Genomic DNA, 12,465 nt, shown 5'->3' on the forward strand with positions numbered 1-12,465 from the left:
ATCACCGTTTCAGGAGGCTTGGATGCACAACGACGGGAAAGTGGTGCCTTTGCACAAAGGCACTGCCGATCAGGCGAATCACTCGCCGCTCGCCCGCCTGCCTGTGATTCTGCTTCAGGTTCGCGACAAGGCTGCCCAGCAACTGCGTCACGGTTTGCAGGAGCTGTTCGATAACGCCGACGACACGCTGTTTGAAATGGCCGACCGGGCGCGCAACGATGTCGAACAGAATATTTTTTTCGAAGCCATGCGCGACCTGCGTCTGAAGCGCAAAAACATCGAGCGTGGTTTTCTTGAGCAGTTTTTTGAAGCCTTTGTCGGCCTGACTCAATACGATCCCACGCACCACACGCTGCCCCATGCCCTGATATATGACGAGTTGGCGCCACGCAGCGACGACATGGAACGCAGTGTGGCGGTCGAGACCATGGTCGGTCGCGTACTCAAGCGTGACGGCTTCGCGCTCGATCAACTGACCGCGCGGCTCAACGCGCTGCTCGGCAATACCCTCAATCATCAGCACAACCCGCTAGGCCCGGCGCTGCTCTGCGAGTTTTTCCTGCAGGCCGGACGTAACCTGGGCGTGGAAATCAAGGTCAAACTGATCCTGCTCAAACTGTTCGAGCGCTATGTCTTGGCCGACACCGAACAGCTCTACGCCGAAGCCAATCAATTGCTGCTTGCCACCGGTGTGTTGCCCGAATTGAAAGCAGCCCCGGCACGTCGCGCAATGGATCGTGCGGCAGCCGATGTCGACCGCGAGGAAGGCCACGACCCGGCGCCAGTCGAGGAAGGTGTACAGGAAGTTTTCGCGGCATTGCAGGAGTTGCTTTTGCATGTGCGCGGCAGTGTCGCACCAACGCTGGAGTCCAGCGCAGCGGCGCAGCCGATTTCCACTCGCGACCTGTTGCGTCTGCTCTCGCACCTGCAACAGTACGTGCCGGCGCTTGCGGCTCAGGATGACTTCGATCTGCGCAATCAGCTCGAGCAACTGCTGACTCGAGTCAGCGTCAGAAGTGGCAAATCGCGCATCGTGGGCGATGCGGACGAAGACGTGATCAACCTGATAGCCATGGTCTTCGACTGTATTCTTGAAGACCGCAATGTGCCGGATTCGCTCAAGGCCTTGATCGCGCGGTTGCAGATTCCGATGCTCAAGGTCGCGGTGCTCGACAAGAGTTTCTTCAGTCGCAGCACCCATCCGGCGCGGCGCCTGCTCAATGAAATCGCCGAGGCGGCCATGGGCTGGGGCGATTGTGACGGTGACGCGCGTGACAGCTTGTACCTGCGTATCGAACAAGTGGTGCAGCGACTGCTGACTGACTTTGTCGATGATCCGGCGATTTTTTCCGAGTTACTGGCCGATTTCCTCGCGTTCACCAGCGACGAACGCCGACGCAGTGAGTTGCTTGAGCAACGGTTGCGCGATGCCGAAGAGGGGCGGGCAAAAACCGAACTGGCCCGGCGCCGGGTCGAACGGGCGCTGAATCAAGCGTTGCTGGGTAAAACGCTGCCGCCGACCGTGGTCACCTTCGTCCAGGACGCCTGGAGCAAAGTACTCCTGCTGACCTGCCTCAAGCATGGCGATCAGTCAGCCGAATGGCAGGCCGACGTGCAAACCATGGAGCAATTGATCTGGAGCGTGCAGCGTCATGACGACACTGAATCCAGTCTGCGCTTGCTGGCACTGGTGCCGGGCTTGCTCAAATCGCTGCGTGATGGCCTGAGCAGTTCGGCGTTCGATCCATTCGCCACCAGTGAATTTTTCAGTGAGCTGGAAGCCCTGCATGTACGGGTGCTGGAGCGTTCCGTCGAGGCGGATCCGGCCGCACCGATGATCGAGGTGTCGCAGCAGATCATGCTGCAAACTGCCGACGAGGGCAGCATGGCGCTGACGTCGGTACGCTTGCCCCATGACGCTGCGGGTCTGCGCCAGGTCGAGCAACTGCGCCTGGGCAGCTGGGTGGCGTTTCAGGAAGACGAGGAAAACAGTCTGCGCTGCAAGCTGGCGGCAATTGTCGAAGCCACCGGCAAGTATGTATTTGTCGATCGCACCGGGATGAAGGTGCTGGAGCGCAGCCGCATTACGTTGGCCTTGGAATTCGAGCGCGGTGTGGTGCGTGCGCTGGACGACACCTTGCTGTTCGACCGGGCGCTGGAGTCGGTGCTGGGCAATCTGCGGCGACTCAATCGCGGCAAGTGATCGCGCGCCGGGGGCCGATCACGGCATACTGGGCGCCAACACAGTCGGCGTTGAAGGAATCGGTATGCAGTTGGATCCCGCTAGCGGGTGGTGTCACGGGGTGCAGGTCTGCCCATCGCCCAACTTCAATGAACGCCCTGCGGGCGAAATTTCCCTGTTGGTCATCCACAACATCAGCCTGCCGCCAGCGCAGTTCGCCACGGGCAAGGTGCAGGAATTTTTCCAGAATCGTCTGGATGTCACCGAACATCCCTACTTTGCAGGGATCGCTGACCTACGCGTCTCGGCGCATTTTCTGATCGAACGTGACGGTAAGGTCACCCAGTTTGTCTCCTGTCTTGAGCGGGCTTGGCATGCCGGCGTGTCAATTTTTGAAGGGCGCGAAACCTGTAACGATTTTTCCGTGGGCATCGAGCTCGAAGGCACCGATGATCTACCGTTCACCGACGCGCAGTATCAGGCGTTGACGGCGTTGACTCGCCAGTTGCAGACAGCATTTCCGGCCATCACCGGCGCCCGCATTTGTGGGCACAGCGACATAGCACCCGGGCGTAAGACCGATCCTGGCCCGGCATTCGACTGGGCACGTTACCGCGCAGCCCTGGCACAAGAGGAAGGACAATGAGTTTTCTGGTGTTACTGCTGGCGCTGTGGATCGAGAAGTTTTCGGCCCTGCGTCATCGGGTTCAACGCGATGGCGGATGGATCCGCGAACTGAACAAGCTGGAAAGCAGCGAGCGGCTGGCCAAACAGCCGTGGCTGGTGCTGAGCATTCTGGTGCTGTTTCCAGTGGCGTTGCTGGCGCTGTTGCTGGTGGTGCTGGAGCCGGTGGCTTACGGCTTGCTGGCGTTGCCGGTGCATTTGCTGGTGGTGATTTACAGTCTGGGGCGCGGCGACTTGCTTGGCGGTCTCGGGCCCTTTCGTGATGCCTGGCGCCGTGAGGATCTGCAAGCCGCGGCGCACGTGGCCAAGCGCGATCTGAATATCTGCGCCGACAGCGGCGAGCAGTTGCTTGAAAGCGTGCAAGGGCATCTGCTGTGGCAGGCCTATCAGAGCTTTTTTGCGGTGATCTTCTGGTATTTCGTACTTGGCCCGGTGGCGGCGTTGGCGTATCGCCTGTTGGCGCTGGCGCAGGAACATGGCCAGAACCCGGCATTGGTCGAGCGCGCCGCGCAACTGCGGCATGCCTTTGACTGGCTGCCGGTGCGCTTGTTGGCGGCGAGTCTGGCGCTGGTCGGCAATTTTGTCGCGGTCAGCCGAGTGATGCTGCATGAGCTGCTCAACTGGAACATCAGCGCTGCGCAACTGATCAATCGGGTCGGTTTGGCGGCGGGTGAAATTCCACCTCCAGTGGTCGGGCCGGAAGGCATCAACACGCTCGATTGCCTGTGGGAACTGCTGCTGCGTGCGGCGGTGCTGTGGTATGCCGGGTTTGCCTTGTGGACAGTCCTGATCCACTGATTTCACTGATTTAAAGAAGGATCAAAAGATCGCAGCCTGCGGCAGCTCCTACACAGGGATTGTGTGTTTCCTGTGAGAGCTGCCGCAGGCTGCGATCTTTTTGTCGTTAACCTTAAGTTACAAAACCTCCCTTCGATTTGAGCTATACAGAGATGGCGCCCGATAGTGGCTATCTGCTGTCGCCCCGCGCCTGCCAATAAAAACAAGAAAAACCAAGGGAGACTTCCAGTGAAGAGCTTGCTCTATCCCGCTGTCTCGCTGATGAACCGTCTGAGCTTCGGCATGAAGTTCAGCCTGATCAGCGTGCTGTTCCTGGTGCCGATGCTGGTGACCAATTTCTATCTGGTGCGCGATTCCTATCGCGAATTCCAGGGCACCCGCGTCGAACTGCAAAGCCTCGATCTGCTGGGCAGCAGCCTGGCCTTGCGCCGGGATCTGGAAACCCTCAACAATCTGGTGCAGATCAACGTCACCCTCGGCCAGTCCGGCAAGGCCGGCAATGTCGAAGCGCAAATCACCACCCTCGAACAAGCGGTACTGGCCCACCTGCAAGGGCTGACGGCGATGACCGACGACCCTGAGCAGGTCCAGGTATTCGATGGCAAGCGCGACGAAATGATCGCTGCATTCAAGGCCCAGCAAGCGGAAAACTCGCTGCAGAGCAAAAGCGCGTTGATCGGCAAACTGCTGGCCAGTGCGCAGATTTTCAGTCAGATCATCACCAGTCAGGCCGGACTGAGCCGCGATAATCAGAGCGACATCCGTCAGCTCAGCGAACTGATCACCCTGATCACGCCGAGCGTCACGCAAACCCTCGGCGAAGGCCGGGCGATGGGCTCGTATTCATTGGGCCAGGGGTTTCTCAACAGCTCTTCGAGCACCCGTTTTGATGAGCTGCTGGTGCAGATCGAAAAACTCCAGGCCGAATACGGCTTGAAACTGCAGGACGCCCTCGGCTCCAGCAAAGCCGCGCGGGACAACCTCAGCACGGCGGCCGAGAGCAGCAAGGCCTCGCTGAAACAGGCCAGCGAGCTGTTCGAAGAACAAGTTGTGATGGCTGACACGCTCGATGCACCGTGGCAGGCGTTTTACGATCAGGTCACCGGGCTTATCGACCGGACTTACCAGCTCAACGAAGCCACGCTGAAATTCCTCGACACTCAATTGCAGCAGCGTCTGGCGCAGAACCGCACGCACATGGTCTTGCAGGCGGTGGCGCTGTCGGTGGTGTTTGTGCTGATTTTCTATCTCTACGGTGGTTTCTACGCCTCGACCCGCACCACGCTGAAACGCCTTGGAGCAATGATGGACAAAGTCGCGGCCGGGGACATGACGGTCAACTTCAAGGCCAGCAGTCGCGATGAGTTAGGTGAATTGGGCGAAGTGTTCAATGGCACGGTGAAGAAGATTCACGACTTGATCGAGCGGGTAGGCCAGACCGTCGGCGAGGTCGAGCGTCAGGCCGGACAGGTTGAAAACGTTTCGGCGCAAAGCAACCAAGCGGTCGCAGGGCAACGTACGCAGATCGAGCAAGTGGCGACGGCAATGAACCAGATGTCGGCGACCTCTCTGGAGGTGGCGCGCAGTGCCGCCGCAGCGGTGAGCAGTGCCCACAGCGTGAATGACGAGACCATCAGTGGTCGTGGCCTGGTCGAGTCACAGCAGGGCAGCATTGCCGCGCTGGCCAGTGAAATCGATCAGTCGGTACGGGTGATCAACCAGTTGGCGAGCGACAGCCAATCGATCAGCCGCGTACTGGAAGTGATCAAGAGCATCGCCGAACAGACCAACCTGCTGGCGCTGAATGCCGCGATCGAAGCGGCGCGTGCCGGCGAGCAGGGGCGTGGTTTTGCCGTGGTGGCGGACGAAGTGCGCACGCTGGCCAAACGCACCCAGCAATCGACCGAAGAAATCGAACAGATGATCGCCAAACTGCACGGCGGCGTTGGGGCGGCGGTGAAAGCCATGGGCGTCAGCCATCAGATGGCCAGCGGCACGGTGGGGCAGTCGGAGAAGGTCCAGCAGGCGCTGGAAAACATCCTCGGCGCGGTCGGCATGATCGTCGATCAGAACCAGCAGATCGCTGCGGCGGTTGAACAGCAAACGGCGGTGGCCCATGACATTGACCAGAACATCGTTGAGATCAACCGCGCCGGCGAGCGCACGGCGCAAGGTGCGCATCAGACTGAAGATGCCAGCCGTGCGCTGTCAGCCCAAGTGGTAGAGCTCAAACAACTGATCAGCGCCTTCCGCGTCTGAAACAAGCCGGATCAGAATGTGGGAGCGAGCCTGCTCGCGAATGCAATCTGTCAGTGACATCGCTGTCACCTGACACACCGCCTTCGCGAGCAGGCTCGCTCCCACAGGGTTTTGCGTTTTGTCAGAACCTTTTGTAGGACTTTTTCACTTCGGCACGTAAGCCCAATCCTGTTTCTCTGCAGACTCTGGCATTTCCCCAGCAATGATCCAGTATCCATACCCAATCGTTCGCGTAGAGGAGGCCGCTCATGTCTGCCGCAACTCTGGGAGTCCAGGGCCGTTGTGCTCATTGCCAGACCACGCTGCTGCTCAAACCGTGGCAACTCAATGCCATCTCGATCAATGAACCGTTTACCTGCGAGCATTGTCAGCAAACGCTGGAATTGCGTTGCCCGCAACAGATCAAACGCTTCAAATCCCTTGATTCGCTTGCACTGCTGCGTTTCAGCGCTTCAGTAACAGTCTGCACCGCATTGCTGGTGGCGTTGGTAATGGAATGGGTGGGGCTGCTGAGCGTCACCGAACAACTGAACGCTTCACTGATCACGATTTTCGTGTACTTCGTGGTCGTCCGTTACGCACGCCAGCGTCAGCATCTGATGCTGATTCTGGAGGCCGCCAAGGCGCACGCCGACTGAGGGCTTGTTACCAGCCGAATACTTCACAGCTGTTCGCGGTGCTGGCAGCGGCCAGTTGCGCCGGGCTGATCTTCATCAGCTCGGCCAAGGCCTTACAAATCACCGGCAAGTGCGCCGGGCTGTTGCGCTGACCGGGAAACATGACAGGTGCCATGTCCGGCGAATCGGTTTCCAGCACGATCGAATCCAGCGGCAGTTCCGCCAGTACCCGATGCATGCGCAACGCCTGCGGCCAGGTCGGTGCACCGCCCAGTCCGAGTTTGAAACCGAGTTTGGTGTATTCGCGCGCTTCTTCGCGACTGCCGGCAAAGGCGTGGATGATTCCAGCGCGTTTGAGCTTGAAGCGCTTGAGCGTAGCGATGACCGCCGCGTGACTACGGCGAACGTGGATTAATGCCGGTAATTCGAAGTCCGCCGCCAATTGCAACTGCGCCTCGAACAGCGCCTGTTGCCGCTCGCGGTCGAGGGTTTCGATAAAGTAGTCCAGACCGATCTCGCCCACCGCACACAATTGCCGATGACCACGCAGCCGCGTCAGCCAATCACCCAAAGCCAACAAATCCTCAGGACGATGCTGATCGAGATACACCGGATGCAGGCCGAATGCCGCATACAGATCGGCATCGCTCTGCACCAGATCCCAGACCCGTTGCCAATTGCCTTCATAAACGCCCAACACCACCATCCGCCGCACCCCGAGGGCACGGCTTTCGGCGAGCAACGCCGAACGATCGGCGTCGAAGTCGGGGAAGTCGAGGTGGGTGTGGCTGTCGATCAGCTCCACGGCTCAGTCCTGGTGAATGCGCTGCTTGAAGGTCCGCGCGATGGCTTGCACGCCGGGCTTGTATTCCGACTGCTCGACAGCGGCCAGCGCTAGTTCCAGCGCCTTGTCCGCTATCAACTGGTGCTGCTGGGCCATGGCGTTGACCGGCAGCGGCAGGAAATCCAGCAACTGCGTATCGCCGAAGGTGCCGAGGCGCAGTGGCCGCGATTTCAGCGGGAAGTCATGCAGCGCGTCGAACACGCCTTGCAGCAGCACGTAGGAAGTCGTCACCAGTGCATCCGGCAAATGTCCCAGACGCTGCAGGAGTTCTTCCATCAGTTGCTTGCCGCACTCACGGCTGAAGGATTCGGCGTGTTCGACCAGCACTTCGCCTTTGAAATCGACCAGAGCCTGTTTGAAACCGGCGGCACGTTCCTGGCTGATGCTCAGTTCCGGACGGGCGCCAAGCAGTACGATCTGCTTCGGTTGCGGATCGAGCAGGCTCTGGGTCAGGTGCAGGCTGGCTTCGCGGTCGTCACTGATCACCGAGCAGAAGTGCTCGGGTTCCATGACCCGGTCGATGGCGATGATCGGCAGACCTTTGGCCTGTAGCTGCCGATAGCTGTCATCGCCGGCCGGCAGGCAACTGGCGACAATCAGCGCATCACAGCGACGCGCGCGGAACAGTTGCAGCAACTGTCGCTCGCTGTCCGGCGCATCGTCGGAGCTGGCGATCAGCAATTGATAGCCGCGCGCCCGCGCACCTTGCTCGAGCAGTTTGGCGATCCGCGCGTAACTGGGGTTCTCCAGATCCGGCAGAATAAAGCCCAGCGTGCGCGTATGCCGGCTACGCAGCCCGGCCGCTTGAGGGTTCGGCGTGAAGCCGTGCAGATCGACCACCGCCCGCACCCGCTCGACGGTGGCGGTGCTGATGCGTTGCTGTTCGGCCTTGCCGTTGATGACGTAGCTGGCGGTGGTCACGGACACTCCGGCCAACCGCGCGATATCACTGAGTTTCAACCCGGTATTTCCTTGTTTTTTCGAGCTTGCCGCCACATTTTCGCCAATCCTACCCGATTAGGGCAGGCGACTATTGTCGCAGCGCATCCGACAAGTTGGACTTCAAGGATGGGACATTATCGAGTAACGTGCCGATCAATCTAGATTAAACGTTTCAGCAAGCGTATTTTCTACGTTTTAGACGTCTTTGGCCGGTTCTGCCGTGAAACCGCCAAAACTGCCGCTGAAAAGCAAAGCGGTAAAGCGCCTAAGCTGCAAACCATCCAAAACAATACCTGGCACTCATATAGCGCCAAAAAGGAGATCGCATGCTCGAGCTCACTATAGAGCAGATATCCATGGGCCAATCGGCTGTGGATAAACCCGCTGCCCTGCAACTGCTGGCCAATCACCTGGTGGCCGATGGTCTGGTTGCCGACGGTTACCTCGCCGGATTGCAGGCCCGGGAAGCCCAGGGCTCGACCTTTCTCGGTCAAGGTATTGCCATTCCCCACGGAACCCCGGAAACCCGCGATCAGGTGTTCGCCACTGGCGTGCGCTTGATGCAGTTCCCGGAAGGCGTGGATTGGGGCGATGGCCAGATCGTTTATCTGGCGATTGGCATTGCCGCCAAATCCGACGAACACCTGCGACTGCTGCAACTGCTGACCCGCGCCCTCGGCGAAACCGATCTGGGCCAGGCTTTGCGCCGTGCCAGTTCCCCGGAAGCGCTGCTGAAACTGCTGCAAGGCGCGCCGCAGGAGCTGGCGCTGGATGCGCAGATGATTGGCCTCGGCGTCTCGGCCGACGATTTCGAAGAACTGGTCTGGCGTGGCGCACGTCTGTTGCGTCAGGCCGATTGTGTGAGCAACGGTTTCTCGGCGGTGCTGCAACAGGTCGAAGCACTGCCGTTGGGCGATGGTTTGTGGTGGTTGCACAGCGAGCAAACCGTAAAGCGTCCGGGGCTGGCGTTTGTAACCCCGGACAAACCGATGCGCTACCTCGGCCAGCCACTCAGTGGCTTGTTCTGTCTGGCCAGTCTGGGCGAGGCGCATCAGGCGCTGCTCGAACGTCTTTGCGCATTGCTCATCGAAGGGCGCGGCCATGAACTGGGCCGGGCCACCAGCAGCCGTAAAGTTCTCGAAGTGCTTGGCGGTGAATTGCCCGCCGATTGGCCAAGCGCACGCATTGCCTTGGCCAATGCCCATGGTCTGCACGCGCGTCCGGCGAAGATCCTCGCGCAACTGGCGAAGAGTTTTGACGGCGAGATTCGCGTGCGCATCGTCGACGGTCAGGACAGCGCCGTGTCGGTGAAGAGTTTGAGCAAATTGCTCAGCCTTGGTGCCCGTCGTGGTCAGGTGCTGGAGTTGATCGCTGAACCGAGTATCGCCGCTGATGCTTTGCCGGCACTCTTGGCCGCTATCGAAGAAGGGCTTGGTGAAGAAGTCGAGCCGCTGCCCGCCGTCAGTCAGCAACGTGAAGTCATCGCCGACATCGCCGAAGTGCTGATCGCCCCAGCCTCTGGCAGCCAGTTGCAAGCGATCCCCGCCGCGCCCGGCATTGCCATCGGGCCTGCGCATATTCAGGTACAACAAGCCATCGATTACCCGCTGCGCGGCGAGTCCGCCGCCGTTGAGCGCGAACGTCTCAAGCAAGCGCTCAGTGATGTGCGCAGTGACATTCAAGGTTTGATCGAGCGCAGCAAAGCCAAAGCCATCCGCGAGATTTTCATCACCCACCAGGAAATGCTCGACGACCCGGAACTCACCGACGAAGTCGACACCCGCCTCAAGCAGGGCGAAAGCGCCGAAGCGGCGTGGATGGCGGTGATCGAGGCGGCGGCCAAACAACAGGAATCGCTGCAGGATGCCTTGCTTGCCGAGCGCGCGGCGGACCTGCGAGACGTCGGTCGTCGCGTGTTGGCGCAACTGTGTGGCGTGCAGACGCCGAGCGAACCTGAGCAACCGTACATTCTGGTGATGGACGAGGTCGGCCCGTCCGACGTCGCGCGGCTGGACCCGGCACGTGTCGCGGGGATTCTTACCGCTCGCGGCGGCGCCACCGCGCACAGTGCAATCGTTGCGCGCGCCCTCGGCATCCCGGCGCTGGTCGGCGCTGGCGCGGCGGTGTTGCTGCTGGCGCCGGGCACGCCGTTGCTGCTCGACGGTCAACGCGGTCGTCTGCATGTCGACGCTGATGCGGCGACCCTGCAACGCGCTACCGAAGAACGCGACAGCCGCGAACAACGCCTGAAGATTGCCGCCGAACAACGCCATCAACCGGCACACACCACCGATGGCCACGCCGTCGAAGTGTTCGCCAACATCGGCGAAAGCGCGGGCGTGATCAGCGCAGTGGAGCAGGGCGCCGAAGGCATCGGTCTGCTGCGTACCGAACTGATTTTCATGGCCCATCCGCAAGCGCCGGACGAGGCCACGCAAGAAGCTGAATACCGCCGCGTGCTTGACGGTCTTGCCGGGCGTCCGCTGGTGGTGCGCACGCTGGATGTCGGTGGCGACAAACCGTTGCCGTATTGGCCGATCGCCAAGGAAGAAAACCCGTTCCTCGGCGTACGCGGTATTCGCCTGACCTTGCAGCGCCCGCAGATCATGGAGGCGCAATTGCGCGCCTTGCTGCGTTCGGCCGACAACCGTCCGCTGCGAATCATGTTCCCAATGGTCGGCAGCGTCGAAGAATGGCGTCAGGCCCGCGACATGACCGAACGTCTGCGCCTGGAAATCCCGGTTGCTGATCTGCAACTGGGGATCATGATCGAAGTGCCGTCCGCCGCGTTACTCGCGCCGGTATTGGCCAAGGAAGTCGACTTCTTCAGCGTCGGCACCAACGACCTGACCCAGTACACACTGGCCATCGACCGTGGTCACCCGACCTTGTCGGCGCAGGCGGATGGCTTGCACCCAGCGGTGCTGCAACTGATCGACATCACCGTGCGCGCGGCCCATGCCCACGGCAAATGGGTCGGCGTGTGCGGCGAACTCGCAGCTGATCCGTTGGCAGTTCCGGTACTGGTTGGCCTCGGTGTCGATGAACTCAGTGTCTCTGGGCGCAGCATTGCTGAAGTGAAAGCGCGCATCCGCGAACTCAGCCTGACTCAGGCGCAAACCCTTGCTCAACAGGCCCTGGCCGTGGGCAGCGCGAATGAAGTGCGCGCACTAGTGGAGGCCCTGTAATGGCCAAGATTCTTACCCTGACCCTCAACCCCGCGCTCGACCTCACCGTTGAGTTGCCGCGGCTGGAGGCCGGTCAGGTCAATCGCAGCGACGAGATGCACACCCACGCCGCCGGCAAAGGCGTGAACGTCGCGCAAGTGCTGGCCGATCTTGGCCATCAACTGACGGTCAGCGGGTTTCTCGGTGAAGACAACCTGCAAGCGTTCGAAACGCTGTTCGCCAAGCGTGGTTTTGTTGACGCGTTTATCCGTGTGCCCGGTGAGACGCGCAGCAACATCAAAGTAGCTGAACAGAGTGGCCGTATCACCGACATCAACGGCCCGGGACCGGTGGTCGATGCCGCCGCGCAGCAGGCGTTGCTGGAGCGTCTGATGCAGATTGCACCAGGTCACGATGCGGTGGTGGTCGCCGGCAGTTTGCCGCGTGGCGTCACGGCGCAATGGTTGCGTGAACTGATCGAACGGCTCAATCAGCTCGGTCTGAAAGTCGCTCTCGATTCCAGCGGCGAAGCATTGCGTGCAGCGTTGCAGGCCAGACCGTGGCTGATCAAACCGAACACCGAAGAACTCGCCGACGCGCTCGGTTGCGAGGTGGTTTCCCACGCGGCGGAAGCGCAAGCAGCGGCGCGCTTGCATGCGCAAGGCATCGAGCACGTGGTGATTTCCCACGGTGCTGACGGCGTGAACTGGTTCAGTGTCGGTTCGGCACTGCACGCCACGCCACCGAAGGTCAGCGTCGCCAGCACGGTCGGTGCCGGTGATTCGTTGCTGGCCGGCATGCTCCACGGTTTGCTCAGCGCCGACACGCCTGAACAAACCCTGCGCACGGCCACCGCGATTGCGGCGATGGCGGTGACCCAGATCGGTTTCGGCATCAACGATGCGGCGCAACTGGCGCAGCTCGAACAGGGCGTGCGCGTGCGTCCCCTGACAGAACAATAAGAGGGTTTGT

Annotated in this window: 9 protein-coding genes; 7 read left to right on the plus strand and 2 right to left on the minus strand. The window is 60.6% G+C overall.

The features are described 5' to 3' along the window. The first annotated feature begins 22 nt into the window (after nt 1–22). The 5 genes from VY732_RS04005 (at nt 23) to VY732_RS04025 (ending at nt 6,561) form a co-directional block, all read left to right on the plus strand. A complete protein-coding gene (locus VY732_RS04005; protein WP_331694379.1) occupies nt 23–2,203 on the plus strand; it encodes a DUF1631 domain-containing protein in 2,181 nt (726 codons plus the stop codon). 64 nt (nt 2,204–2,267) lie between these two features. After that, nucleotides 2,268–2,828: a 1,6-anhydro-N-acetylmuramyl-L-alanine amidase AmpD gene (gene ampD, locus VY732_RS04010; protein WP_116029441.1), complete on the plus strand. Its 561-nt coding sequence runs from the start codon at nt 2,268–2,270 to the stop codon at nt 2,826–2,828. Further along, nucleotides 2,825–3,664: a regulatory signaling modulator protein AmpE gene (gene ampE / locus VY732_RS04015; protein WP_116029442.1), complete on the plus strand. Its 840-nt coding sequence runs from the start codon at nt 2,825–2,827 to the stop codon at nt 3,662–3,664. The genes ampD and ampE overlap by 4 nt, the downstream gene beginning before the upstream one ends. 1,554 nt (nt 3,665–5,218) lie before the next feature. Continuing rightward, a complete protein-coding gene (locus VY732_RS29915; protein ID WP_413787284.1) occupies nt 5,219–5,923 on the plus strand; it encodes a methyl-accepting chemotaxis protein in 705 nt (234 codons plus the stop codon). A gap of 248 nt (nt 5,924–6,171) precedes the next feature. After that, nucleotides 6,172–6,561, plus strand: coding sequence for a hypothetical protein (locus VY732_RS04025; protein ID WP_077571054.1), 390 nt, complete (start codon nt 6,172–6,174; stop codon nt 6,559–6,561). A 7-nt stretch (nt 6,562–6,568) separates the two neighbouring features. Here VY732_RS04025 and VY732_RS04030 read toward each other — a convergent pair whose 3' ends face one another. Then, the gene (locus VY732_RS04030; protein WP_331694383.1) at nt 6,569–7,345 is read right to left on the minus strand and encodes a TatD family hydrolase; all 777 of its coding nucleotides are present in this window, start codon (nt 7,343–7,345) and stop codon (nt 6,569–6,571) included. 3 nt (nt 7,346–7,348) lie between these two features. Then, nucleotides 7,349–8,344, minus strand: a complete 996-nt coding sequence (gene cra, locus VY732_RS04035; protein WP_077571058.1) for a catabolite repressor/activator — start codon at nt 8,342–8,344, stop codon at nt 7,349–7,351. Nucleotides 8,345–8,652: 308 nt separating this feature from the next. Here cra and ptsP point away from each other — a divergent pair, with 308 nt between their 5' ends. After that, complete coding sequence (gene ptsP / locus VY732_RS04040; RefSeq protein WP_331694386.1) at nt 8,653–11,514, plus strand: phosphoenolpyruvate--protein phosphotransferase; 2,862 nt, start codon at nt 8,653–8,655, stop codon at nt 11,512–11,514. Beyond that, entirely contained in the window at nt 11,514–12,455 is a 942-nt protein-coding gene (gene pfkB, locus VY732_RS04045; protein WP_331694388.1) for a 1-phosphofructokinase, read from the plus strand. Before ptsP ends, pfkB begins: the two co-directional genes overlap by 1 nt. Nucleotides 12,456–12,465 lie beyond the last annotated feature (10 nt).

This window comes from Pseudomonas sp. ZY71, from assembly GCF_036542145.1.
Classification (GTDB): Bacteria; Pseudomonadota; Gammaproteobacteria; order Pseudomonadales; family Pseudomonadaceae; genus Aquipseudomonas; species Aquipseudomonas koreensis_A.